Below are 25379 nucleotides of genomic sequence, written 5' to 3' on the forward strand. Positions count from 1 at the left end.
GCGGGGCTCGCAAACCCGGCTCACTCCTCGCGCTCACAAGACCCACCTCGGTTCGCGACTGCGGGGCTCGCAAACCCGGCTCACTCCTCGCGCTCACAAGACCCACCTCGGTTCGCGACTGCGGGGCTCGCAAACCCGGCTCACTCCTCGCGCTCACGGGGCACAGTCCACTATGACGTCCAGCGCCCGCTCGAACGCCGCCCGGGGCACTCCCGCGCTGACAGTGAGACGTAGACGGGAGCGGCTGTCCGGGGTGGACGGTGGCCGGAAACAGCCCACCGCGACGCCCCGGTCCCGGCAGTCCGCAGCCCAGGCGGTCGCGGCCTCCGGCCCGGGGGCGGTCACCGAGATCACCGCCGCGTCCGGGGCGGAGACGGTCAACCCGGCCGTCCGCAGTCGACCGACCGCCAGCCCCACCCGGTCGGACAACTCGGCGCGCCTGTCGTCGCCGGCCTGGGCGAGCCGCAGCGCGGCGTGCACACCGGCGGCGACCGCCGGCGGCAGTGCCGTGTCGAAGATGAACGTGCGCCCGGTCTCGATCAGATGCCGAACGAACTCGGCCGGGCCGGCGACGACGCCACCCGCGCCACCGAGCGCCTTGGACAGGGTGGCGGTGACCACCAGGTCCGGCTCGCCGGCCAGCCCGGCGGCCGCCACCGCGCCCGCGCCGGCCGGGCCGGTCAGCCCCAGCGCGTGCGCGTCGTCGACCAGCAGCAGCGCGCCGTGGCGGCGCGCCACCGCGTGCAGTCGAGCCAGCGGGGCGAGGTCACCGTCGACCGAGAAGACCGACTCGGTCACCACCACCGCCGGACGGCCCGGAGCGGCCGCGAGCGCGGCGGCGACCGCGTCGACGTCGGCGTGCGGGGTGACCACCGTCTCCGCTCCGGAGAGGCGGCAGCCGTCGATCAGCGACGCGTGGTTGTGCGCGTCGGAGACGAGCAACGTCCGAGGTTGGACGAGCGCCCGCAGCGCACCGAGGTTGGCCAGGTAGCCCGAGGAGAAGACCAGGGCGCCGTCGGTGCCCAGCCAGCGGGCCAGGTCATCCTCCAGCGCCCGGTGCGCGTCGGTGGAGCCCCGCACCAGGCGCGACCCGGTCGCCCCCAGCCCGTACGCGGACAGTGCCGCAGTGGCCGCGGCGGTGACCTCCGGGTGGGTGGCCAGGCCGAGGTAGTCGTTGCCGGCCAGATCGGTCATCTGATCGTCGGCCGGACGCGGATGCAGCCGCCGGGTGAGCCCCGCCTTCGCCCGCAGCTCCGCGCGGCGGTCGAGCGCCGCCAGCCAGTCCGCCACCGTCACCCTCCCCCGCTGTGCGTGCCGGTCAGCCCGACACCCGCTGGGCGAAATTACCACCCGCCGCCATTGGCCCGACGATTCCACTCGGTGCGAGCTGTCCGCCGACTGCCAGGGCATTCCGGCTGATCGGGGGGCCTTGTAGGGTACGAGCCATGCCAGAGATCCTCGACCAGGCCCGGACCCAGGTCCTGGGTGACGGTGTCGGCCTCGATCAGGCCGGCATCCTCGCCGTGTTGAACCTGCCCGACGAGCACCTGCCCGCCGCCCTCCAGCTCGCTCACGACGTGCGGATGCGCTGGTGCGGCCCGGAGGTCGAGGTCGAGGGGATCGTCTCGCTCAAGACCGGCGGCTGTCCGGAAGACTGCCACTTCTGCTCGCAGTCGGGCCTGTTCACCTCGCCGGTGCGCTCGGTCTGGCTGGACATCCCGTCGCTGGTCGAGGCCGCGAAGCAGACCGCCGCGACCGGGGCGACCGAGTTCTGCATCGTCGCCGCCGTCCGCGGCCCGGACGCCCGGCTGATGAAGCAGATGCGCGAGGGCGTCGCCGCCATCAAGGCGGCTGTCGACATCCAGGTCGCCGCGTCGCTGGGCATGCTCAGCAAGGAGCAGGTCGACGACCTTGTCGACATGGGTGTGCACCGCTACAACCACAATCTGGAGACCTGCCGGTCGTACTTCCCCAACGTGGTCACCACGCACTCGTGGGAGGAGCGCTGGGAGACGCTGCGGATGGTTCGCGACTCCGGCATGGAGGTGTGCTGCGGTGGCATCCTCGGCCTCGGCGAGACCGTCGAGCAGCGGGCCGAGTTCGCCGCGCAGCTCGCCGAGTTGAACCCGCACGAGGTTCCGCTCAACTTCCTCAACCCGCGCCCCGGCACCCCGCTCGGTGACCGCCCGGTGGTGGAGGGCAAGGACGCGCTGCGGGCCATCGCCGCGTTCCGGCTGGCCATGCCGCGCACCATCCTGCGGTACGCCGGTGGTCGCGAGATCACCCTCGGTGACCTGGGCACCCGCGACGGTCTGCTCGGCGGCATCAACGCGGTGATCGTCGGCAACTACCTGACCACGCTTGGCCGACCCGCGAATGCCGACCTGGAGCTGCTGGACGAGCTGAAGATGCCGGTCAAGGCCCTTTCGGCGACCCTGTAGAGACGGACCTGGTGAGGACGACGTGACCGAGCTTGTCGAGCCCACGGCGGCGCAGCTCTGGTGTGACCGCTGCGGCGAGGACGCGGCGGCGGTCGGCGGGCACGAGCCGTGCGCGGTGGCCCGGACGCTGGAGCCGCCGCGCTACTGCCCGCAGTGCCGGCGCCGGATGAAGGTGCAGGTGCTGCCGGTGGGCTGGTCGGCGGTCTGCGTCGAGCACGGCGAGATCCGGGGCTGAGCCGGTGCTGCGAGGGCGGGCGGTGACACTACGGCCGGCGACGGCCGCGGACGTGCCGGCCCTCGCGGCGATCCGGGCCGACCCGGAGGTACGCCGGTGGTGGCGGGGCGGCGACGACCTGGCCGATTCGGTCCGCGCCGACCTGGCCGACGACGACCTGGCGCTGTACGCCATCGAGCACGACGGCCGGGTGATCGGCGCGATCCAGTGGTACGCCGAACCGGACCCGGACTACCGGCACGCCAGCCTGGACGTCTTCCTCGATCCGGCGGAGCGCGGCGCCGGCCTCGGCGGTGACGCCATCCGCACCCTGGTCCGCCACCTGATCGACGAGTACGGCCACCACCGCTTCACCATCGACCCGGCCGCCGCGAACAGCGCCGCCATCCGGGCGTACTCGAAGGTCGGTTTTCGTCCGGTGGGGGTGCTGCGCCGCTACGAGCGCGGCGCGGACGGCCGCTGGCACGACGGCCTGTTGATGGACCTGCTCGCCGACGACCTGGTGGAGTGACTCAGCCGTCCCACAGCAGGTGACCGTCGGGCAGTCGGCGGGCGCCCTCGGCCCGCCGGTGCGGGTTGAGGCGGCCGTCCGGCATCAGGTGCGCCACGGGGACTCCGCTGCCCAGCGTCGCGACGTCGGCGATCAACCGCCGGTGGCAGCGCCACCACAAGCTCTCGCTGCACATGATCGCGGTGGTCCGACGATCCGCCCCGGCGAGCACCTCGGCGAGCGCGTCGTCGAACTCGGCCGTCCGAGTGTGGGCGGCGTACGCCCGGAATGCTGCGACGTTCCACCAGGTGTCCGGCTCTGGCTCGCCGGCCGGGACGTGTCGGCGTCCGCCCAGGCGCGGCTCCCAGCGGTAGGCGATCCCGTACTCGGGTAGCCACCGCTCAAGCTCCTCGCGGCGGACATCCGGGTTGGTGCGGCTGGCCGGATACCTCCGCACGTCCACCACCAGAGCCACCCCGGCCTCGGTCAGCAACTCCCCCAGCCGCACCCGGTCGGCCGCGCCGTGCCCTACGGTCAGCAACTCCGCCACCAGGCTGGCTTGCCCCGAATCGCGACAACCTATTCCCGGTCGTCGGGCGAGAACGCGCAGGGGCACCGGGTCGACGCGGCGGGCAGCCGATTGTGTCCCGCCACCAGCCCGGTCCGGCAACGGGTAGATCTGGGACAGTTACCGTCCGCACGGCCCGCCCACGGAACGGTAACTGTCCAAGATCTCGTCGCGGTGCTGGTCAGGCGATGGTGCAGGCGGTGTTGTTGACGGTGAAGGCCGTCGGTTTCGGGTTGGCGCCGCTGTACGTGCCGTTGAAGCCGAAGCTCACCGACGCCCCCGGGGCAAGGGTGCCGTTGTAGGAGAGGTTGGTCGCGGTCACCGCCGCGCCGGTCTGACTGATCGCCGCCGACCAGCCCTGGCTGACGCTCTGCCCACCGGAGAAGCTGAACCGCAGGGTCCAACCGTTGATCGCGGTGGTGCCGGTGTTGGTGATCGACACGTTGGCGGTGAAGCCGCTGCCCCAGTCGGTGGTGGCGTACCCCACCGAGCAGGTGCCGCCGACCGGCGGGGCCGCGGTGGTCACCGCGACGGGCGTGGACGCCGCGGAGGTGTTGCCGGCCGCGTCCACGGCCACCACGTAGAACTGGTACGCCGTCGAGGCGGTCAGCCCGGTCACCGCCTGGGTGGTGCCGGTCGGCGAGCCGACCAGCACGTCGGTGGCGCCGGCCTCGCGATAGACCCGGTAGCCGGTGACGCCCACGTTGTCGGTGGACGGGGTCCAGGCCAGGGTCAGCCCGGTGGCGGTGACGGCCGAGGCGACCGGCGTGCCGGGGGTGCTCGGCGCTGTGGTGTCGGCGGTGCCGGCCGGTGGCGTGGTCACGCTGAGCTTCGGCGAGGCGGCCGAGGTGTTGCCCGCGCCGTCGCGCGCCACGATCGTGTACTCGAACGTCCGCTCCGGCAGCAGCGTGGTGATGGTGATCGAATTCTCGGTGACCCGTCGGGTCGCCACCACGTCGTTACCCACCATGAACTCGCGAACGTCGTACCCGGCGAGGCCGCTGCCGCCGCTGTCCGTGGACGGCGCCCAGGTCAGGGTGACAGTGCGGGGGCCGAGGTTGGACGCCACCGGGGTGCCCGGGACGGTCGGCGCGGTGGTGTCCGGTACGACCGGGCCCGGCTCGTCGCCCCAGACCCGGTTGGTGCCGGAGTAGAGCGGCACCTTCCGGTTGGGTCCGGCGGTGGCCTGGTACGACGGGTCGTTGGTCGGGTCCCAGGTGCCGCCCTCCGGCACGCCGATCTTGAACTGGACCTCCATCCGGTGCTGCGACTGACCGGCCGGGGCGATGGTGTACCCGGCGCAGTCCACCTCGACGTACCAGATGTCGCCGCTGAACTGCTTGGCCGTGGTCGGGGACGGGCAGCCCTGGGTGTAGCCGGCGGTGACCTGCACCGGCCCGGTGCCGTCGGGCCGGAAGTAGTAGCGGAACCGGCCGTCGGTGAGCGCGCGGGCCGGGAAGGCGGACTTGTTGTAGACCATCACCTTGAGCCCGGTGGCCCGAGGTTCGGCCTGCGTCACAGTGGTCTCCACCGTCAGCTCGTCGATGTCCGGCGTCTCGGCGACGGGGAAGTTCGCCAGCGGTGTGCCGCCGTACTCGGAGGTCAGCCGGACCAGCGCGGACGTGAAGCCGGCGTTGTAGTCGGTGGCGACCTCGTTCATCACGTAGTCCGAGCGACTGTCGCTGTACGCGTCGTTGGCCGAGGAGGGGCCGCCGACCAGCGCGCCGTAGAGGGTGTGCCGGGTCTCGACGGGCACGGTCTGGCTGTCCCACCAGGAGCCGTGCGCGGTGCGGTGGTGCGGGTTCTTCGGTGCGTTGGCGCCGAACCCGATGACGTAGCTGGAGTTGCGGGGGTTGTCGCCGAGCGCGTAGTTGATCTGCCGGACGGCGAAGTCGTGGTAGCGCGCCTTGCGGGTGGTGTCGGTGGTCTTGTCGCTGTAGACAAGCGCGGCGAACGAGGTGTTCGCGGCGTAGCGCAGCGCGCCCCAGGAGTCGAGCACCGCCATCCCGCCCGGCGAGTACGGCACCCGCTGCCCGTTCACCCCGACGGTCCAGTAGTCCAGCCACCTGTTGGCGTCGTCGACGTACTTCTGCTTGCCGGTCAGGTTGGCCAGCAGCACGTACGCGCCGAACTGCTTGTTGTCCCAGGCGATCGTCCACTTGTAGGAGCGGGTGGTGGACTGGTTCTCGGTGCCGAGCTTGTCGTACTCACTCTCGGCCTTGGTCAGGTAGCTGGCCTCACCGGTGGCCCGGTGCAGCCAGATCGCGGCCCAGACCAGCTCGTCCTGCCAGCCGCTCCACGAGCGGTAGAAGCTGGTGGCGTCCGTGATGCACTCGTGGTAGGACTTCCGCACCGTGTCGGCGAAGGTGTAGAGCTGCCGGGCGTGCCCGAGCAGCTTGTCGGCGTAGGTCGCGTCGGTGGGCCGGAACACCATCGACGAGGCGGCCATCGCTGCCGCCGTCTCCCCCGCCAGGTCCGCGCCGCCACAGCTCGCATCGATCTTGTACGCGGGCCGCGCCATCGGCATCACCTCGGCCGGGCCCCACCACTTGTGGTCGTCGTCGCCCTTGCCGACCTGTCCGTAGAGGACGTTTGCCGAGGGGTGCGCCTTGATGAAGTAGTCGTTGACGAAGCGCAGGTTGTTGAGCAGGTGCGGCAGTTGCCCGGAGGCGGTGTAGCCGCTGCGGTACTCGACCGCTCCCCAGGCGAGCATGGTGGCGCTGAACGCCATCGGGAAGCCGAACTTCACGTGGTCGCCGGCGTCGTACCAGCCGCCGGTGAGGTCCACCCCCGCGCTGGCGCCGTCGGTGAGCGCGCTGTCTCCGCGCCAGGAGACCCGGTTCCAGTCGGGCAGTCGACCGGACTGCTGCGCCTCGTAGAAGAGCAGCGACTTCTGCAACGCCTCGGCGTAGTTGTAGGTCGCCGCCGGCGCGGCGGAGGCGGGCGCGGACGGGGGCGCGGTCACCGCGAGGGACAGCCCGGTGAGCAGGGCGACGCCGGCGGCCAGCAACCGCCGGGGCCAGGGCTGGTCGGCGACCGGCGACCGGCCGGGGTGGCCGGTGGACGGCCGGGTCAGGTGGCGCATGAAGGGCTCCTGTCGGAGGCGCCGCCGGCGGTCGCACCGACGCGGGACGGCGTGGGGGCGGCACGGCCACCGGCGACAGCGGGGGTGGCGGTGTGACCATGGGTCATGGAAGCGCTCCCATGGATAAACGACAATGTAATGTGCACGTCGTCGAATGGGAAGCCCGTGTTGCGCGCCAGCGCCGCAGCCCTCGAGAGCGTTACGGCGACACGCGCATGCCAGCACGGAAGGTCGACCCGGAAGGCACTTCCCGTCCGAGACGTCGTCCCAGCTCAGACCGGTTGGCCGATGCCGTCGGCAGGCCCCCCTCATGGGATCATGGGCGGCCCCCTCGACCAATCCCGAAGGATTCCTCATGCCACTGCGTCGGCGCCTGACGCGCGCGGCCGTCCGCACGGCCACCGTCACGGCCGTTCTCGCCATCGCCTCCCCGGCCTGGGCATCGAGCATCGTCCCCCTCAACCCCGCCCACGCCAGCGCCACGGCGGGGACGTTCCAGCAGGAGTGCCAGGACCCCAAGTTCGGCACGCGACCCACCAACCAGGACGGCTGGCACTTCGTGCTGCCCACCAAGCGCGCCGGTGACTTCCAGAGCCTGACCTTGACCTTCAAGGACACCTCGGGCGTCTCGGTGACGGTGACGGTGCCGAACCCCACGGATCCGTACACCGACTTCCTGTCCGCCAACGGTGGCGGTGACAAGCAGGTGAAGCACGCCTACCTCTTCACCCCGGCGGGATGGACGTTGACCGGCGGCAGCGCCCTGGTCAGCGGCGAGGGCGACAAGTTCAACCTCAGCCACACGTGCGCCGGCACCGGCGCCACCGCGTCGCCGACCCCGACCACGCCGATCACGGAGACGCCGACGCCGACACCGATCACGGAGACGCCGACGCCGACGCCGACGCCGACTACCCCGACGCCGACCACTCCGGTCACGTCGACGCCGACGGGCTCGGTCTCACCGTCGGAGTCGGTGGCGCCCGGTGGATCAGCCTCGACCCCGGGAGGCGCGGGCGGCGGCGACAACGGGGGCAGCCTCCCGCTCACCGGCGTGGCCGTCACCAGCATCGCCCTCGGCGGTGTCGCCCTGATCGGCGGCGGCGCCCTGCTGATGATGCGTCGCCGACGCGACCGGATCACCTTCACCAGCTGACCGACGAACGCCCACGACCGGTTCCGGACATCGCTCCGGGGCCGGTCGTGGGCGTTTCGCATGCCTCACGCTCCTCCACATCGGAGGTCCCCCGGCCCGCCTTCCGTACTGACGGGTAACCAAGCCAACAACGTCACACCATTCATGCACGTCGATCCATCGACCGCCGTACCCGCTGGTCATGGCCCTTCGTCGCGAGTCGGACACCGGACGGCTTCGGTCGGCCGGCGCCCAGCCAGACAAACGTACGGTTGCTGACCGGCTACCGCGCGCGGGACAGTACCGACCATCAGCGGTGCCGTCGACGCCGCCGCTCCCCGGTCAACCCTGAGGAGAACGCGATGGCACTACTACTCGCCGACGGCACCGCCTGGTCCGACGTCCTCGCCCGGGCGGTCGCCGCCACCCCGGAGGCGTTCGGCGCCGAGGTGGACGGCGTCACCACGCTGCACAACCTGGTCGAAGGCGACTGGCGGGCAGTCGGCCACCCGGCGCCGGTCCGCACCCCGGTCGACAACAGCGTCGTCATCAACCTGTCCCGACTCGACGCGGACACCGCCCGCGCCGCGGTCGCGCACGCCGCCGCCGCGCACTGGGCCTGGGCGAGTACCCCGCTGAGCGACCGCAAGGCCCGGGTCTGCGACGCCCTGGACGCCCTCACCGCCCACCGTGACCTGCTCGCGCTCCTGCTCGTCTGGGAGATCGGCAAGCCGTGGCGGCTCGCCTGCGCCGACGTGGACCGGGCACTCGACGGCGTCCGCTGGTACGTGGGCGAGATCGACCGGATGCTCGCCGACGGCCGCGAGCCACTGGACGGTCCCGTCAGCAACATCGCCTCCTGGAACTATCCGATGAGCGTCCTCGTGCACGCCGAGCTGGTCCAACTGCTGGCCGGCAACGCGGTCATCGCCAAGACCCCGTCCCAGGGCGGCGCGGTCTGCCTGACCGTCGCGCACGCCCTGATGCGTCGCGCCGGACTGCCCGCCACCCTCGTCTCCGGCGGCGGCGAGGAGCTGTCCGAAGTGCTCGTCCGGGCACCCGAGATCGGTGCGGTGGCGTTCGTCGGTGGCCGCTCCAACGGCGGCAAGGTGGCCGCCGCGCTGCTCGACAGCGACAAGCGGCACTTCATCGAGCAGGAGGGCCTCAACGCCTGGGGCATCTGGAACTTCTCCCAGTGGGACCTGCTCGCCGCGCACCTGAAGAAGGGCTTCGAGTACGGCAAGCAGCGCTGCACCGCGTACCCCCGGTTCGTGGTGCAGCGCGACCTGGTCGACGAGTTCCTCGACATGTACCTGCCGGTCGTGCGTTCGGTCCGGTTCGGTCACCCGCTGGCCGTCGAGGACGACTGGACGGCCGGTGACCCGCTGCCCGAGCTGGACTTCGGGCCGCTGATCAGCGCCGCCAAGGCCGACGAGCTGCGCCGCACCGTCGACGAGGCGGTTCGCGGCGGCGCGGTGCCGCTGCACCGGGGCAAGTTGACCGGTGCGCCGTTCCTGCCCGGGCAGGACACCTCGGCGTACGTGGCGCCGTCGGTGCTGCTCGCGCCGCCCGGCCGGTCCCGGCTGATGCACGCCGAGCCGTTCGGCCCGGTCGACACGATCGTCGTGGTGGACACCACCGACGAACTGCTGGCCGCCATGAACGCCTCCAACGGCGCGCTCGTCGCGTCGCTGGCCTGCGACGACACCGACGAGGCCGGCAAGCTCGCGGTGGACCTGCAGGCGTTCAAGGTGGGCATCAACAAGCCGCGTTCGCGCGGCGACCGGGACGAGCCGTTCGGCGGCCGGGGCGCGTCCTGGAAAGGCGCGTTCGTGGGCGGCGACCTGCTGGTACAGGCGGTCACCGTGGGCGGCGACCACCGCCTTTACGGCAACTTCCCCGACTACACCAGCTACCCCGCCACCTGAGGCCGTGAGGGTCCCCTGTCGACGCCCGGCGCGTCCGACAGGGGACCGGCCGCGTACCGTCGCGAGATGGCGATGATCGAGCAACTCTCCCTGGGTGTGTCCGACGCCGAACGGGCGGGAAGGTTCTGGGCCGCGGCCCTCGGCTACCGTCGCCGGGCACCCCGATTCGACCGCGACGAATGGATCGTCCTGGAGCCACCGCCGGGGGCTGCGGGCATGGCCATCGCGATGGACGTCAGCGAGAGCCCGGTGCAGGAGTTCCCCCGGCTCCACATTGACCTGGACGCCGGCGAGCGCAGCCTCGACGAGGAGCTCGACCGGTTGCTCGCGCTCGGCGCCCAGCGGGTGGAGTGGCGGCACTACCCCACGGACCCCCACCCCACCGAACCGCCGTACGTGGTCCTCGCCGACCCGGAGGGCAACCGGTTCTGCCTGTCCGGCCGCCGCCGACCCTCCACTCGTTGACGCGCTGCCGAGAGGCGTCCCTTGTCATGCGCCAGGCGACAACACGGTTACCTTCCGCTGTGCGGTGAGCGGGACGGTCAGGGTGAGCAGCGCCCCCTCACGCTCGGTCGAGCTGGGTCGGCCCAGCCGGCGCAGGGTACGCAACATCGGGGCGTTCTCGGCCTGGACGTGCAGCGTCAGCGCCGCGTAGCCCGCCGCGTCGGCGTGCCGGACCAGCCGGCGCAGCAACGCCGTGCCGAGCCCGCGCCGCTGCCAGTCGTCGCGCACCAGCAGCGCCACCTCGGCCTCGTCGCCCTCGCCGAGCAGGTTCCCCATGGCGACCACCGGCCCGGCCGCACCGTCGGAGTCGGTGGCCACCGCGACCAGGGTCAGCCCGCGACTCGGCTCCAGCAGCCGACGCAGTCGGTCCGGGCGCGGCAGCGCCGCCCCGCCCAGGTAACGCCGCTGCCGGGTAGCCGCCGAACACCCCTCATGCAGCTCCCGTACGCCGGGCAGGTCGTCGGCGCAGGCCGGGCGTACGGCGACTTCGGCGCCGTCGGGCAGCACCACCGTGACCTGCTCGGCGGTCCGACGGACAACGGTGGCGGCCAGCTCGACCAGGGCCTGCGCCCGGGCGTACTCCGCCGGGGTGAACGCGGGCGCGGCCCGGCGCAGCGCGAACGAGCCGCCCGCCGGGTCCGCCAGCGACATGCTCGTGCCGAGGATCCCCCGGTCGACGCCGACCGAGGCCGGCCGCCAGCTGACGTCGTCGGCAGCCAGCAGGGTCCGCAGTGCCTCGCCCGTCGCGTCCGGGTCACGTACCAGCCGATTGGCCAGCCCGAGCACCCGGGTGGGCTGGTCGGCCAGGCCGCGCGCCTCGCTGCGCGCCACCCAGCAGTCCCGGCCCCGCCCCCGCTCGACGGCGGCGACCAACTCGGCCTCGTCGAGCGCGTCCGGCGCGTCGACCAGGAAGTCGTCCACCGCGCCCTGCTCGGTGGGCTGCACCTGCACGGTGAGGATGTTGACCCCGCGCAGCGCGAGACTCGCGGTGAGCACCGACAGGTAACCCGGCCGGTCGTCCACCGTCGCTCGGATCCGCCACAACGTCATGGTTGGCTCCCTTCCCGGGTACCACCCTCGTCCCCCGCTGTTGCCGCCCGATTGCCCGGCGGTGACGGGTTGCGCTCGGGAGCATGACCCCGCCGGGCGGGTCACCGGATCCGCCGCTACGCGAAACGGCCGCGGTAGCCGATGGGGCCCTCGCCGACCCGCTGGTAGGTGCCCAGGAACCCACCGCCGCCCAAGGCGATCGTGCCGTTGTTGCCGCGCAGGTCCCGCCAGGCCAGCCTGCTGAGCGGGTGGTCGCGCACCCCCACGGCGAGGAGCAGGTCACCCGAGCGGTGCCAGCCGCCGGCCCAGCCCTCCTGGGTGTGGAAGCGCCGCGCCTCCTTGGCGACGGTGCCGCGCTCGGTCAGCCGGCCGCGGAACTCCGTCGGCTCTCCACCCAGCTGCCGCCGCCAGCCGTAGAAGGCCTGCTGCTGCTTCTCGAACGTGATCGCGTACTCGGCACCGGACGTGTCGGCCCACGCCACCTGGTCGAGGACGGACTGCTCGCCCCGATCGACGAAGATGGTGACCTCGCCAGCGTCACTCCTGTACCGCAGCACCGGCTCCGCGATCGCCTGCCGGACGAGGGCCAGGCCCGCCTGGTCATGCGCGTACATCGGGTCGACAGTGACCCGGTAGAGCCACAGCATGCTCCGGGCGTCGACACCGCTCGCGATCCGCATCGTGTTCCGGCCGGCGACCAACTCCACGGCCGGGACCGCGAAGACCAGCCGTTGCGGAAGCCCACCACCGTTCGGAATGCGGAACTCGTCGGCCAGCGGCCGGCCGTTGAGGGCAACGGTGAGCGGGGCGTACCCGGGGCCCCCGGCCAGCATCGACGCGAGCGCCACCAGGGTGACGCATGCCTCCCGGACCACGGCCGGGTCGGGTACGTCGAACTCGAACTCGACCGACCCGCCTGCGTTGATCGCCAGGTGGTCGTCCGCCGCCGAGGACCGGTGCACGCCGGTGATCTCGACGTTGCCGAGGCGGGGCGGCTCGGTGCCGAAGTCCGCATAGGTGGGTGCCATCTGGATCCCCGGCCGCCGTCCGGGCACCGGCGCGGCAGCCGGCGGGTGCGGCAGCTTGGCGTCCGCCTCGTAGCCCTGCGGCGCACCGGACGGGACCCGGCCGCCCGCGGCGGTCTCCGCGCGGTATCCATCAGTGGAGTTGTTCATCCCGAGGAGACTAGATCAACAAGTCCGGCCCCCACGGGCTGCCGGTCGACGGCTGGCGCCTCAGGGGTTGGCGCTGACCGGTGGTGCGCCGACCAGGTCCAGTCGGTCGCCGAGGATCACCGCGCTGGCCCGGACGAGCTGGATGAGCCGGTCGACCTCCGTGCTGTGGAAACCAGCCGCGGAGAGGGTCTCGCTGCGCTCGCGGGCCACCACCAGCACCAGGCCCGCCCGGCCGAACGGCGCGATCGCGTGGTGGGTGCCGTCGGGCGTGGTCATCGACCGACCGCGCAGCGGGGTCACCTCCGGCAACCGCAGGGGTACGGGAGTACGCCAGCTGGCGTGCCCCACTGTCGCCCCGCCACCGCCGGTCCGGGAGGCCCAGTCGACCGGAACCACGGCGGCCACCGCCCAGTCGGCGGCCAACAACCCGGGGACGGCGTCGACAAGGGTGGCCGTCCCGTCGGCCGGGTTGGCCGCGACCTGGGCCAGCAGCTCCGCGTCCTGGCCGGTGGTGGTGGGCGCGCCGATCGCCCGCCACACGCCGTCCACCCGCACGCCCGGTATCGCCGCCAGGCCAGCCAGCAGCCGCTCCACCCGCGCCGCACCCGGCCAGACGACAGTGAAATCGTCCACCGCGCGCCCGCCGAGCCGTTCGAGGACCACCACCTGGACGATGTCCGCCCCGGAGACGCCCAACGTGCGGGCGACCTGACCGAGGGTGCCCGGACGGTCCGGCAGGGTGACCCGAACTCGCAGCAACATGTCTGTCCCTCCGCTCGGCGGGCCGGCGAAAGAGCGGCCGGCAGGCTGACCCCAGCCTGCTAGTTGACCATTTCGTCCCTGTTGCAGGGCCATGTCCCGAGTGGAAATTTGCGCCGGCGACCGGCTGGTCCGGCAGGTCGGGAAGCGGACGCCGACGCTCAGGGCAACCCGACCAGGGGCAGGACCGGTGTGGAGGCGAGCTGTGCGTGGTAGTCCGCCGCGGACGTTTCCCGACCCCACTGGGGCATTCCGGCGGGCAGGTCCAGCCGATCGGTTTCCACCTCGATGACCGTCAACTGGGCCGGGGGTCCGTCGATGCCGGCCAGGATGGCGGCCAGCTCCCCTTCGGTACGGGCGACGTGGGCGGTGAACGTCCTGTCCCGTGCGAACACCGCGGGCAGTTCCGTGTACCGCCAGTTGTCGATGTCGTTGTACGGCTGGTGCCGTCCGTCGATCGCCCGCTCGACGGTGTAGCCGCCGTTGTTGACGACGATGATGATCGGGCGTTGGTTCGTGGCGAGCATCCGGCTGATCTCCTGCACGGTCAGTTGGATTGATCCGTCGCCGGTGATCAGCACCGTCCGTCGATCCGGGGCCGCCACGCCGGCACCGAAGGCGGCCGGGGTGGCGTAGCCGATCGAGCCCCAGATGGGCGGCTCCACAACGGTGACCCCGGCGGGCAGACGCATCGTCGCCGCGCCGAAGGACGGGGTCCCGGTTTCCGGGACGAAGATGTCCCCCTCGCGCAGCATGTTCTGGATCGCCGGCCAGAGCCGTGCCTGCCGGATCGGTTCGTTGTTCGACGGGTCGAGCGCGGGCGGGTCACCCGCCAACAGCGGCGCGCGTGACCATTCAGCCGTACGGTTCGGGGCGATCTCGTGCAGGCACCGCAGCGCCGCCGGCAACGCGACAGCTGCGAAGCGGGTGCCGGCGACGACGGCGGCGTCCCGGTGCAGGCTGATGACCCGGTCCACCTTCAGGTCGGCGGTGAACAGGCCGTCCCAGTCGAAGAAAGTGGTGCCGACGCAGATCAGTGCGTCCGCGCCCTCCACAACCTCACCGACCTCGTCGGAGCTGTCGCCGCCGTTGTAAATGCCCACGTAGTGAGGGTCGGACTCGTCGAGCAGTCCCCGTCCCAGCGACTGCGCGGCGACCGGCCAGTTTCGTTCGGCGGCCATGGCGCTGACGGCAGCGCCGAGGTTGAAGCGGATCGGCAGGTTTCCCACAAGCATGGCCGGCCGCTCGGCACCGGCGAGCAGTCGCCGGGCGGCCGCGGCGAAGGCGTCGAGCTGCCCGGGAGCCACGACCGGCTCGGGGCGGGTGAACCGTTGCCCCGGCCGGGCGACCTCGGCGTGGGCCACGTCGCCGGGTATCCGAACGTAGACCGGACGCTGCTGCGACCAGCACTCGGTGAGCACCCGGTCGACCTCCCCCAGAGCGTTCTGCGGGGTCAGCGAGGTCTGGGCGACTGTCACCTCACGTGCCACCCGTACCCAATGGTCAAAGTCGCCGTCGGCGAGCGAGTGGTGCATGGAGGTGTGCTGCCGCATGATCTCCTCGGTCGGACCGCCGACGATCGAGACGATGGGTACCGACTCCGCCATGGCCCCGGCCAGCGCGTTGACCGCCGACAGCTCACCGGGGCCGAACGTGGTGAGGATCGCGGCCACGCCGGCGAGGCGGGCATATCCGTCGGCGCTGAAGCCGGCGTTGAGCTCGTTGCAACTGCCGACCCATTCGATCCCGTCGAACGCCTCGATCTGATCGAGGAAATCCATGTTGTAGTCCCCCGGCAACCCGAAGACATGGCGCACCCCGAGGTCGTGGAGCCGGCTGAGCAACAGCTCGCCGACCGTCGTCGTACCCTTGCTCGCCTTCACCACGATGGACCCCTATCGCTCCAGAGACCGCCGCCGCGGCCCGCCATCAAGACGATATCCAGGCAATTGTCGGAAGTATGGCGATTGTCCGCCGTGCCGGCTCAACCGGCGGCGGGGCTACCGGTGAATCTGACCTTGACAACGTGAACGGGCTGCCATCAACTAGTCGGATGAGTGATCCGGCCGTCGATGCGTCGCGGCCGGGGGCCGTCCCGGCCTCACCCGCGGGGCTGGCCCTGGACCGTCTCGCCGACTATCTGGCGCAGCACCGACCCGAGCTGGCCGTCGGGCCGCTGCGCGCCGAGCTGATCGCGGGCGGCAAGTCCAACCTCACCTATCTGCTGCGCCTCGGCGACCGCGAGGTCGTGCTGCGCCGCCCCCCGCTGGGGCACGTGCTGGCGACCGCGCACGACATGGCGCGCGAGTTCCGGGTCATCTCGGCACTGGCACCGACCGAGGTGCCGGTCCCCGGCGCGCTGCTGCTCTGCACCGACCCGGACGTCATCGGCGCCCCGTTCTACCTGATGGAACGGATGCCCGGCGAGGTCTTCCGCACCCGCGCGCAGACCGACCCGCTGGGCGACGAACGACGCCACGCTCTCGCCATGGCGATGATGGACACCCTCGCCGCGCTGCACACCGTCGAGCCGGCCACCGTCGGGTTGGCTGACTTCGGCCGCCCCGAGGGCTACCTGGCCCGGCAGGTCCGCCGCTGGGCCGGGCAGCTCGACCGCTCCCGCAGCCGCCCGCTGCCCGGCATCGACGAGCTGCGTGACCTGCTCGCGGCGACCGCCCCGGAGGGCGCGAACGCCGGCCGGATCGTGCACGGCGACTACCGGCTGGACAACCTCCTCGCCTCGGCCGACCCGGTCGCCGTGCACGCGGTGCTCGACTGGGAGATGGCCACCCTCGGCGACCCCCTCGCCGACCTGGGGCTGCTGCTGACGTACTGGGACGTGCTCGGTGGCAGCGACACCGCCGCGGGCAACCCGGTCGCCGACGGGCTCGGCCCGCGCGCCGGCTTCCCCACCGGCAGCGAGCTGATCGACAGGTACGCCGGACGCAGCGATGTCGACGTCGGGCCGCTGCACTGGCACGTGGCGCTGGGCTGTTTCAAGCTCGCTGTCATCTGCGAGGGAATCCACTACCGGCACACGCTCGGGCAGACGCTCGGCGAAGGCTTCGACCGGATCGGCGAGATGGTGGCACCGCTGGTCGCGCACGGGCAGACCGCCGCCAGGGAGCGGTGATGGACTTCTCATACGACGCCCGGACCGAGGAGCTGCGCGACGAGCTGACCCGGTTCCTGACCGAGCACGTCTACCCGGCCGAGGCCGTGCACGCCGAGCAGGTGGCTGCCGGGGATCCGTGGTCGCGTACCCCGGTGCTGGCCGAACTGAAGGCGGAGGCCCGCAGGCGCGGCCTGTGGAACCTGTTCCTGCCCGACCCGCGCTACGGCGCCGGCCTCACCAACCTCCAGTACGCCCCGCTGGCCGAGCTGACCGGGCGCAGCCCGCACCTCGCGCCGGAGGCGGTCAACTGCGCGGCACCGGACACCGGCAACATGGAGTTGCTGGCCGAGTTCGGCTCGGAGGCGCAGCAGAAGCGGTGGCTGATGCCGCTGCTGGAGGGTGAGATCCGCTCGGCGTTCTGCATGACCGAGCCGGACGTGGCGTCCTCCGACGCCACGAACATCGCCACCCGGATCACCCGCGACGGCGACGAGTACGTGATCAACGGACGGAAGTGGTGGTCGTCCGGGGCCATGGACCCGCGCTGCGAGATCTTCATCGTGATGGGCAAGACCGACCCCACCGCGGACCGGCACCGCCAGCAGAGCATGGTGCTGGTCCCCCGGGACACCCCAGGGGTGGCCGTGCGCCGGGGCATGACCGTCTTCGGCTACACCGACGGTTCGCACGGCGGGCACGCCGAAATCGACTTCACCGACGTGCGGGTGCCCGCGGAGAACCTGATCGGCGCCGAGGGCACCGGCTTCGCGATCGCTCAGGCCCGGCTCGGTCCGGGCCGGATCCACCACTGCATGCGATTGATCGGAATGGCTGAGCGGGCATTGGAGCTGCTCTGCAAGCGGGCGCTCGGGCGGATCGCATTCGGCCGACCCCTCGCCGAGCAGGGCGTGGTCCGGGAGTGGATCGCCGAGTCCCGGGTCCGCATCGAGCAGGCCCGGCTGCTGGTGCTCAAGACGGCCTGGCTGATGGACACCGTCGGCAACAAGGGCGCGCACACCGAGATCCAGGCCATCAAGATCGGTACGCCGGCGATGGCGGAGTGGGTGATCGACAAGGCGATCCAGGGCTACGGTGGCGCCGGCGTCAGCCAGGACACCCCGCTGGCCGCCCTCTGGGCGCAAACCCGCACCCTGCGCCTCGCCGACGGCCCCGACGAGGTCCACCGCAACTCCCTGGCCAAGCGCGAACTCCGCCGCTGGACCCGGTAACCCAACCCCACCCTCGTTGATCATGGAGTTATTGCCACCGCCGTCGGCGTGTCATGGCAATAACTCCATGATCAACCCCGAGGGGTGGGGCGAGGGTTAGGCGGAGGCTCGGTGGACCAGTTGGGTGTCCAGGAGGATGTGGGAGGCGGGTAGCTCCTCGCCACGGATCCGGGCCACCAGCAGGCGGGCCATCTGCCGACCCATGTCCTCCACCGGCTGGAAGACCGTGGTCAGCGGCGGCTCCGCCTGTCGGGCGATCGTCGCGTCGTCGAAGCCGATCACCGCGACGTCCCGCGGCACCCGCCGGCCGGCCTCGCGCAGGGTACGCAGCGCGCCGAACGCCATGAGGTCGGAGGCGACGAAGACCGCGTCCAGGTCCGGGCAGACGTCCAGCAGCCGACGCATGGCGGCCGCGCCGCTGCCCTCGCTGAAATCGCCGTACGCGATCAGGTCGGGGTTGACGCTGGCCCCGGTGGCCTTGACCGCCTCGGTGTAGCCGGTCAACCGGGCCAGGCCAGCGCCCATGTCCTGGGGACCGGCGATGGTGGCGACGCGTCGCCGCCCCTGCCCGGTCAGGTACTCCACCGCCTGCCGGGCCCCGCCAACGTTGTCCACGTCGACAAACCAGGCCGGTTGGGCGCCGGGTTGCAGCATCCGGGCGGGCCGACCACCGAGCACGGCCGGCAGGCCGCGCTCCTCCAGCAGCGTCGGCAGCGGGTCGGAGTCGTGCAACGACAGCAGCAGTACGCCGTCGACGTGCTGGTTGGTGAGGTGGTGCTCGACCCGCTCCCGTTCCACCGGCGACTGTGCCATGGCCAGCCAGAGCTGCATCGGCGTCTCCAGCAGCCCGGAGCTGATCCCCCGCACGATCGAGGCGAAGAACGGCTCGGTGAAGACCCGCTCGCCGGATTCGGAGACCACCAGCGCGACGGAGTCGGTCCGCTGGGTGACGAGCGCGCGGGCAGCCCGGTTCGGCACGTACCCCAGCTCGGCGATGGCCTGTTGGACCGCGGCCCGGGCCTCCGGGCTGACCTGGGGTGAGCCGTTGACCACGCGGGAGACCGTGCCCCGACCGACGCCGGCACGCGCCGCGACCGCGTCGAGGGTCGGGCGCCCGAGCGACCGGGTGCGCTGCGTTGTCATCGTCTGCTCCTCCGACGGCGGGCGGACCCGGCGCCACCTGCGGGAGGTGGACGCCGGGGCCGTCCTGATGGCTGGCCCGAGCCTATTGTGCGGCCAGACCGTTGCGCCGGATCACCGAGGCGTACCACTTGGCGCTGGACTTGGGGGTGCGAACCTGGCTGTCGTAGTCGACGTGGATCATGCCGAACCGCTTGGTGTAACCCCAGGCCCATTCGAAATTATCCATCAACGACCAGGCAAAGTATCCCCGCAGAGGCACTCCGGCGTCGATCGCCTCGTGGGCGGCGCGCAGGTGGGCGTCAAAGTAGGCCAGCCGATCGACGTCGTCGACCTGCCCGTCGACCAGCGAGTCGACGAACGCGGAACCGTTCTCGGTGACGTACAGGGGCAGGTCGGTGTAGCCGTGCACCCGCCGCAGCGTCTCGGTCAGGCCCGGGGCGTCGATCTCCCAGCCCATGTCGGTGACCGGGACGCCACGGGTGACGAACCGCACGTCCTCGCTGCCCGGCCAGCACGACGGGGCCGGGTCGGCCTCGACGCCCTCGACCGGTGCGGCGACCACGTGCCGGCTGTAGTAGTTGACCCCGACCAGGTCCAGCGGCGTGGAGATGGTCGCCAGGTCGCCGTCGCGCACGTGCTCGAAGTCGGTCACCGTGCTGAGGTCGGCCACCAGGTCCTCCGGGTACGACCCACGCAGCAGCGGGTCCAGGAAGAACCGATTGGCCAGCCCGTCGATCCGCCGGGCGGCGTCGGAGTCGGCCGGGGTGTCGCTGGCCGGGTCGACCGGGTAGAGGTTGACGGTCACGCCCACCTCGGCGGTCGGCCGGGCGGCCCGCAGTGCCTGCACGGCCAGGCCGTGCCCGAGCATCAGGTGGTGTCCGGCGCGCACCGCGTCCGCTCCGTTGGTGCGGCCGGGCGCGTGTACGCCGGAGCCGTAGCCGAGGAACGCGGAGCACCACGGCTCGTTCAGCGTGGTCCAGTAGCGCACCCGGTCACCGAGCGCGTCGGCCACCAGGGTCGTGTAGTCGGCGAAGCGTGCCGCGGTGTCCCGGGCCGGCCAGCCGCCGGCGTCTTCCAGCGGCTGCGGCAGGTCCCAGTGGTAGAGGGTGAGCCACGGCTCGATGCCGTTGGCCAGCAGCTCGTCCACCAGTTTCCGGTAGAAGTCCAGGCCACGCGGGTTGGCCGCGCCGGTGCCGGTGGGCTGCACCCGGGACCAGGAGACCGAGAAACGGTACGACTTCAGGCCCAGCTCGGCCATCAGCGCGACGTCCTCGCCGAGGCGGTGGTAGTGGTCGCACGCCACGTCCCCGGTGTGCCCGGCGACGACTCGACCCTCGGTGTGGCTGAAGGTGTCCCAGATCGACGGGGCGCGGCCGTCCACGGCCGCCGCCCCCTCGATCTGGTACGCCGCCGTCGCGGCCCCCCAGAGGAATCCGGGTGGAAAGGTCAGCCCGGGGCGCTCGTCGAGGACGTCGACGGCGGGCGGGCTGGCGGGGTTGCTCACGACTTGACGGCACCTTCCATGATCCCGCCGATGATCTGGCGGCCGAACACGAGAAAGACGAGCACGAGGGGGATGGTGCCGATCGCCGTGGCGGCGAACACCTGGGAGTAGTCGGTGTAGTAGGCGTACGACAGGAAGGAGAGCGAGACCTGGAGGGTCGGGTTCTCCGGGGTGAGGATGGCGTACGGCCAGATGAACGAGTTCCAGGTTTCCATGAAGGTCAGCAGGCCGAGCACGCCGGCGGCGGGACGTAGCGCGGGCAGCACGATGCTCCAGTAGATCCGGAACGTGCTCGCCCCGTCGACGCGGCCGGCCTCGATCAGCTCGTCGGAGATCGCCTGGCTGGCGTACTGCCGCATCATGAACACGCCGAAGGCGCTGACCAGGAACGGCACGGTGACCGCGTAGAGGGTGTCGTACCACCCCAGGTCCTGCATCATGGACCAGAGCGGGATGAGGCCCATCTGGGTCGGGATCATCATGGTGACGATGATCGCCAGCAGCAGGGCGTTGCTGCCCCGGAACTTCAGCTTGGCGAAGGCGAACCCGGCCAGCGAACCGGTGAGCACCACCGACACGGTGACCACCGAGGAGACGATGATCGAGTTCATCATGCCGGTGAGGAAGTTGGCGGCGTCGTTGTCGAGCACCCGCCCGAAGTTGTCACCGAACGCTCCGCCGGGGGTCACCGGTGGCGGGACTTCGTTGATGGAGTCCAGGCTGCGAGTGCCGATCACCAGCATGTAGTAGAACGGGTAGATCGACAGCAGGGCCGCCAGGACGAGCGCCACGTAGGTCAGCGGACTGGTGCGCCACAGGCGCTGGGAAGCCGAGATCATTGATCTCTCCTCACTTCGCCGAGCGGCGGACGAGTAGGAAGTTGAACAGCGACACCAAGACGATGATCATGAAGATCGCCCAGGCGACCGCGGCTCCGTAGCCGGCGGAGTTCAGGTTCACGATGCCCATCTCGTACATGTACATGGCCAGCGTCTGGAACTCCCGCTGGCTGCCGCCGAGAATGTTGCCGTTGGCGAAGAGCAGTGGCTCGGTGAAGAGCTGCATGCCGCCGATCGTGGACAGGATGACCACGAAGATGAAGGTGGGCTTGAGCATGGGCAGGGTGATCTGCCAGAACTGTCGCCACGGGCTGGCGCCGTCGATCGCTGCGGCCTCGTAGAGATCCTTCGGGATCGCCTGCATGCCGGCGAGCAGGATCAGGGTGTTGTACCCGGTCCAGCGCCAGTTGACCATCGAGGAGATGGCGAACCACGAACTCCACCGCTGCCCGTCCCAGTCGACCGGGTCGACACCGACGAGGCTCAGCAGCCAGTTGAACAGGCCGAACTCCCGCTGGAACAGCATTCCGAAGACGATCGCGACCGCGGCCACCGACACCACGTTCGGCATGAAGATGGCCATTCGGAAGAAGGTCTTGGCGCGCAGGAAGGTCCGGTTGAGCAGGTTCGCCAGGAAGAGGGCGAGCAACAGCTGCGGGATGGTCGACAGGGCGAAGATGCCGAACGTGTTGACCAGCGCGTTCCAGAAGTACTCGTCGGCGAACAGCCGGGTGTAGTTGTCGAAGCCGATGAACGAGTGCTCGCCGATCATGTCCCAGTCGTGCAGCGACATCCAGGCGGTACGCACCATCGGGTACAGCCCGAACGCACCGAAGATCAGGAAGAACGGGGCGATGTAGAGGTACGGCGAGTACTTGACATCGAGACGGTTGAGTAACCTTCCCCGGCTACGTCGGGAAGAGACGTCGGGAGAAGGCGGTGCTGCTGGCGACGGCGGTGCCGTCGTGGCCGACAGGCTCATGCGAATTTCCTTTTCCGGCGAGGCCCGGGGGCCCTCGCGCAGGGCGCTACGCGGAGGGGACCGGCCGGTGGCGTCCGGGAAGCCCCGAACGCCACCGGCAGGGAATCACTCAGAAGGCACCCTGAGTCTTGGCATCCTTCGTGAACTGCTCCCAGGCCTTCGCCTTGTCGGCCTGCCCGCTCTCGAACGCCCGCAGGGCCGGCTCGAGCGCGTTCTCCTTGATTGCCTGGTGCTTCGGGCCCAGGTGGATCGGCTGGATCTTGGCGACGCTCTCCCCGAAGATTTTGCCGGTCGGCGCGTTGCTGAAGTACTCGTTGGTGTAGCCGATGAACGCTTCGTTCTTCAGCGCCTCCAGGTTGGTGGGCAGCGGGCCCTTGGCCTTGAATGCCTCCACCTGGCTCTTCGCGTTGGTCAGGTACTCGGCGAGCTTCGCCGCCTCCTTCGGGTACTTGCTCTGCGCCGGAACGGCGAGCCACGAGCCGCCCCAGTTACCGCCGCCGCCCGGCACGGACGCCACGTCCCACTTGCCCTTGTTGGCCGCACCGGAGTTCTCCGAGACGATGCCGAGCATCCAGGACGGGCAGAAGGTGGCCGCGAAGGTGCCCTGCTTGAAGCCACCCGACCACTCCGGCGACCAGGTCTGCGCCTTGGCCGAGATGTCCGCCATTGAGGTGGCGGTGTCCCAGGCGTTCTTCACCGCGGGGCTGGTGTCCGCGATGACGTTGTCTTCCTTGTCGTAGAACAGGTCACCGTTGCCCTGGAACATCACGCCGTTGGAGACGGCGGTGATCGAGTCGATGAACGCCTTGCCGCCGCTGCCCTGCTTGTACTTCAGACCGGCGTCGTGGAAGCCCTTCCAGTCCGGCCAGAGCGCCGACACCTGGTCGCGCTCGGTGGGCAGGCCGGCAGCCTGGAACAGGTCCTTGCGGTAGCAGACGGCGAGGCTGCCGACGTCGGTCGGGAGGCCGATCAGCCGACCGTCCGGCGCCTTGCCCAACTCCCACTTCCAGGGCAGGAACTCCTTGGAGTGGTCGGCCACCAACGGGTTGAGGTCGGCCCAGTTGCGCGCGTTGGGCTTGAACTCGTTGAGGATGCCCTCCTCCAGGGCGGTGACGTCCGCCGCGCCCTTGCCGGTGGCCAGGTAGCGGACCAGCTTCGGCCGGTACTCGGCGAGCTGCGCGGTCTTGCGCAGCTCGACCTTGATGCCGGTGTCCTTCTCGTACTGCTTGACAAGCTCTTCGTAGCCGAACTCGCCGAACGTGTCGACGACCAGCTTGGCCGGCTTCTCGCCGGCCGCCGGCTTGTCGTCGTCGTTGCCGCAGGCCGCGAGACCGCCGATTGCGGTGATCGCGGCCAGGGCAGCGGCCGCCAGGCGGGTACGCCGCGTGGTGACACTCATGCGCTGACCCCTCTTTCCGGTGGTGAGGCTGGATGGGTGTGGTGGGGGGTGCCCGTCGCGCCAGGCCGGGAGATTCGTGAGTGAGCCACGCCACCTCCGGGAGCGCTCCCATGAGATTGCCGGCGGGTAACGGGAGTGTCAATAGGGCGATGGGAGCGTTCCCAGATCGTTACCGCTGATCACTCCCGCACCGCCAGCCCCACCAACAACTCCGCCCACCGCGGGTGATCAAGAGGTTTCGGTCAGAAATCGCGGCTCGGCTGACGCGAACCTCCTGCCCGAGACGCCGTCCTCGGGGCGGGGGGTCAGCAGAAGCGGCGAAGGAGAGTGGTTGCGCGGTCGGGGTCGAAGCGGGACGCGTCGAAGGTGGAACCCGCCCAGTCGCGCAGCATCGCCTGACGAGGGCTGACGAGGTCGTCCGGGGCGTCCTGGTCGTCTAGGGCCTCCAGGAGCGCCTGATAGCCCGACGGCCCGCCGACACCCTCCGGCGGGCAGGCCCGCTCGCCGTCCAGGCAGACCGGGTACCGCTCGTCGGGGTCCGCGGTAAACGCGTCCTCCACGACCAGGTCGTGCTCCCACCAGTCGCCGAAGTCGTAGGTGTAGGAGAACCGGCTGCCCTTGCCGAGCACCGCGTCGAGCCGCGCGTCCAACTCGTCGTGCAACGCCAACTCCCCGTCCGGGTCGGGCTCGCCGTACTGCATCGCGTCGATCTCGAACGAGTGCAGGTGGCAGTCCCGCCAACCCATCGCGTGCTGCACCACCCGGTGCAGCCGGTCCAGCGTGTAGCCGGCCGGCACGAGCACCCGGCGCCACACCGGCGGACGGGTCCCGGCGAGGGACATCTTCAGCTGGAAGATCTGACGCGACATGCTGTCCTGTCCTCCCGCGGCTTAGGCTGCGAGCATGATCTGCCGCGCGTGCCGGGCCCGGCGACACGACGACTGCCCGGGCCGGAACTGGTGCGACTGCCAGCACCGTACCGCCGAACCCACGCCTCCGGTCACCGGTCCGGCCGGCGAATGACCGTCGGAATTCCGATCCGGCGGCTCTGGCCCGAGCCGTCGACGCAGCCGCTCGACGACGCCGCGCTGACCACCCTCTACGGCCGCGCCGACACGCCCCGACTGCGGGTGAACTTCGTGGCCAGCCTGGACGGCGCGGTCACCGTGGACGGCTACTCCGCCGGGCTCTCCGGCGAGCCGGACAAGCGGGTGTTCGGCCTTCTGCGGATGGTCTGCGACGCGTTGGTGGTGGCCGCCGGCACGCTCCGCCACGAGGGATACCGGGCGGTCCGCCTCGACGAGCGCCGCCGCGCCTGGCGCCGGGCCAACGGGCTGGCCGAGTACCCGACGCTGGTGGTCGTCTCCCGTTCGCTCGACCTGGATCCGGCGCAGGCCGCCTTCGCCGACGCGCCGACCCGCCCGGTGGTGCTCACCCACGCCGCCGCCGACCCGCCGGCCGGGCTGACCGACGTCGCCGACGTGCTGCGCTGCGGCACCGAGCGGGTCGACCTGGCCGCCGGCCTCGCCGAGCTGCACCGACGCGGGCTCACCCAGCTGCTCTGCGAGGGCGGGCCCCACCTGCTCGGCGCGCTCACCGCCGCCGACCTGGTGGACGAACTGTGCCTCACCGTCTCGCCGCTGCTGGCCGGGCCCGGCCCCGGCCGGATCACCGCCGGCGACGCCGCCCCGCCCCGGCACCTGCCACTGCGGCACGTGCTCGCCGCCGACGACGGTGTCCTCCTGCTCCGCCACGCCCGCCGGTAACCCGCCGTCGCCCGGTCACACACCCACCGTCG

Annotated in this window: 22 protein-coding genes; 9 read left to right on the forward strand and 13 right to left on the reverse strand. The window is 71.2% G+C overall.

Annotated elements, in window-relative coordinates; all coding sequences use genetic code 11:
* Positions 1-153: 153 nt before the first annotated feature.
* Positions 154-1290 carry an 8-amino-7-oxononanoate synthase gene (locus ABZU74_RS08730; protein WP_355419964.1) on the reverse strand — a complete coding sequence of 379 codons (1137 nt, stop codon included), beginning with the start codon at positions 1288-1290 and terminating at the stop codon, positions 154-156.
* A 155-nt stretch (positions 1291-1445) separates the two neighbouring features.
* Here ABZU74_RS08730 and bioB point away from each other — a divergent pair, with 155 nt between their 5' ends.
* From bioB to ABZU74_RS08745, 3 genes are read left to right on the forward strand one after another with little or no spacing between them, the layout of a single operon-like run.
* A complete protein-coding gene (gene bioB, locus ABZU74_RS08735; protein ID WP_355419967.1) occupies positions 1446-2441 on the forward strand; it encodes a biotin synthase BioB in 996 nt (331 codons plus the stop codon).
* A gap of 22 nt (positions 2442-2463) precedes the next feature.
* Entirely contained in the window at positions 2464-2676 is a 213-nt protein-coding gene (locus ABZU74_RS08740) for a hypothetical protein (RefSeq protein ID WP_355419970.1), read from the forward strand.
* Positions 2677-2680: 4 nt separating this feature from the next.
* Complete coding sequence (locus ABZU74_RS08745) at positions 2681-3187, forward strand: GNAT family protein (protein ID WP_355419973.1); 507 nt, start codon at positions 2681-2683, stop codon at positions 3185-3187.
* 1 nt (position 3188) lies between these two features.
* Here ABZU74_RS08745 and ABZU74_RS08750 read toward each other — a convergent pair whose 3' ends face one another.
* Together ABZU74_RS08750 and ABZU74_RS08755 are read right to left on the reverse strand one after the other, a co-directional pair.
* On the reverse strand, positions 3189-3716 hold the full coding sequence (locus tag ABZU74_RS08750) for a DUF488 domain-containing protein (protein ID WP_355419976.1): 528 nt from the start codon (positions 3714-3716) through the stop codon (positions 3189-3191).
* A 199-nt stretch (positions 3717-3915) separates the two neighbouring features.
* Positions 3916-6819 carry a glycoside hydrolase family 9 protein gene (locus ABZU74_RS08755; protein WP_355419979.1) on the reverse strand — a complete coding sequence of 968 codons (2904 nt, stop codon included), beginning with the start codon at positions 6817-6819 and terminating at the stop codon, positions 3916-3918.
* 355 nt (positions 6820-7174) lie between these two features.
* On the opposite strand from ABZU74_RS08755, the gene ABZU74_RS08760 reads away from it, so the two are divergent.
* The 3 genes from ABZU74_RS08760 (at position 7175) to ABZU74_RS08770 (ending at position 10347) form a co-directional block, all read left to right on the forward strand.
* Positions 7175-7975, forward strand: a complete 801-nt coding sequence (locus tag ABZU74_RS08760; protein WP_355419981.1) for an LPXTG cell wall anchor domain-containing protein — start codon at positions 7175-7177, stop codon at positions 7973-7975.
* Between the two features lie 341 nt (positions 7976-8316).
* The gene (locus ABZU74_RS08765; RefSeq protein WP_355419984.1) at positions 8317-9882 is read left to right on the forward strand and encodes an aldehyde dehydrogenase family protein; all 1566 of its coding nucleotides are present in this window, start codon (positions 8317-8319) and stop codon (positions 9880-9882) included.
* 66 nt (positions 9883-9948) lie between these two features.
* A complete protein-coding gene (locus ABZU74_RS08770; protein ID WP_355419987.1) occupies positions 9949-10347 on the forward strand; it encodes a VOC family protein in 399 nt (132 codons plus the stop codon).
* A gap of 24 nt (positions 10348-10371) precedes the next feature.
* Here ABZU74_RS08770 and ABZU74_RS08775 read toward each other — a convergent pair whose 3' ends face one another.
* The 4 genes from ABZU74_RS08775 to ABZU74_RS08790 form a co-directional block, all read right to left on the reverse strand.
* Positions 10372-11436: a GNAT family N-acetyltransferase gene (locus ABZU74_RS08775; protein ID WP_355419990.1), complete on the reverse strand. Its 1065-nt coding sequence runs from the start codon at positions 11434-11436 to the stop codon at positions 10372-10374.
* Positions 11437-11552: 116 nt separating this feature from the next.
* Entirely contained in the window at positions 11553-12611 is a 1059-nt protein-coding gene (locus tag ABZU74_RS08780; RefSeq protein ID WP_355419992.1) for a hypothetical protein, read from the reverse strand.
* A gap of 60 nt (positions 12612-12671) precedes the next feature.
* Positions 12672-13373, reverse strand: a complete 702-nt coding sequence (locus tag ABZU74_RS08785) for an amino acid-binding protein (protein WP_355419995.1) — start codon at positions 13371-13373, stop codon at positions 12672-12674.
* 158 nt (positions 13374-13531) lie between these two features.
* Positions 13532-15253, reverse strand: coding sequence for a thiamine pyrophosphate-binding protein (locus tag ABZU74_RS08790; protein WP_355419998.1), 1722 nt, complete (start codon positions 15251-15253; stop codon positions 13532-13534).
* A 170-nt stretch (positions 15254-15423) separates the two neighbouring features.
* Here ABZU74_RS08790 and ABZU74_RS08795 point away from each other — a divergent pair, with 170 nt between their 5' ends.
* Together ABZU74_RS08795 and ABZU74_RS08800 are read left to right on the forward strand one after the other, a co-directional pair.
* Positions 15424-16503, forward strand: coding sequence for a phosphotransferase family protein (locus ABZU74_RS08795; protein WP_355420001.1), 1080 nt, complete (start codon positions 15424-15426; stop codon positions 16501-16503).
* Positions 16503-17714, forward strand: a complete 1212-nt coding sequence (locus ABZU74_RS08800; protein ID WP_355420004.1) for an acyl-CoA dehydrogenase family protein — start codon at positions 16503-16505, stop codon at positions 17712-17714. The genes ABZU74_RS08795 and ABZU74_RS08800 overlap by 1 nt, the downstream gene beginning before the upstream one ends.
* Before the next feature lie 96 nt (positions 17715-17810).
* Here the strand turns inward: ABZU74_RS08800 and ABZU74_RS08805 are convergent, their stop codons facing one another.
* The 6 genes from ABZU74_RS08805 to ABZU74_RS08830 all read right to left on the reverse strand — a co-directional run bounded on the left by ABZU74_RS08805 (position 17811) and on the right by ABZU74_RS08830 (position 24450).
* Complete coding sequence (locus ABZU74_RS08805) at positions 17811-18857, reverse strand: LacI family DNA-binding transcriptional regulator (RefSeq protein ID WP_355420007.1); 1047 nt, start codon at positions 18855-18857, stop codon at positions 17811-17813.
* A gap of 82 nt (positions 18858-18939) precedes the next feature.
* Positions 18940-20361, reverse strand: a complete 1422-nt coding sequence (locus ABZU74_RS08810) for a GH1 family beta-glucosidase (RefSeq protein ID WP_355420010.1) — start codon at positions 20359-20361, stop codon at positions 18940-18942.
* Complete coding sequence (locus ABZU74_RS08815; RefSeq protein WP_355420013.1) at positions 20358-21200, reverse strand: carbohydrate ABC transporter permease; 843 nt, start codon at positions 21198-21200, stop codon at positions 20358-20360. The genes ABZU74_RS08810 and ABZU74_RS08815 overlap by 4 nt, the downstream gene beginning before the upstream one ends.
* Positions 21201-21210: 10 nt before the next feature.
* Positions 21211-22182 (reverse strand): sugar ABC transporter permease, encoded by a 972-nt coding sequence (locus ABZU74_RS08820; protein ID WP_355420016.1) that lies wholly within the window; start codon positions 22180-22182, stop codon positions 21211-21213.
* A 109-nt stretch (positions 22183-22291) separates the two neighbouring features.
* Positions 22292-23581: an extracellular solute-binding protein gene (locus ABZU74_RS08825; RefSeq protein WP_355420018.1), complete on the reverse strand. Its 1290-nt coding sequence runs from the start codon at positions 23579-23581 to the stop codon at positions 22292-22294.
* A 305-nt stretch (positions 23582-23886) separates the two neighbouring features.
* Complete coding sequence (locus ABZU74_RS08830; RefSeq protein ID WP_355420021.1) at positions 23887-24450, reverse strand: plasmid pRiA4b ORF-3 family protein; 564 nt, start codon at positions 24448-24450, stop codon at positions 23887-23889.
* A gap of 150 nt (positions 24451-24600) precedes the next feature.
* On the opposite strand from ABZU74_RS08830, the gene ABZU74_RS08835 reads away from it, so the two are divergent.
* Positions 24601-25347 (forward strand): pyrimidine reductase family protein, encoded by a 747-nt coding sequence (locus ABZU74_RS08835; protein ID WP_355420024.1) that lies wholly within the window; start codon positions 24601-24603, stop codon positions 25345-25347.
* Positions 25348-25379: the final 32 nt, after the last annotated feature.

Source organism: Micromonospora sp. NPDC005171 (assembly GCF_040608575.1).
GTDB lineage: Bacteria > Actinomycetota > Actinomycetes > Mycobacteriales > Micromonosporaceae > Micromonospora.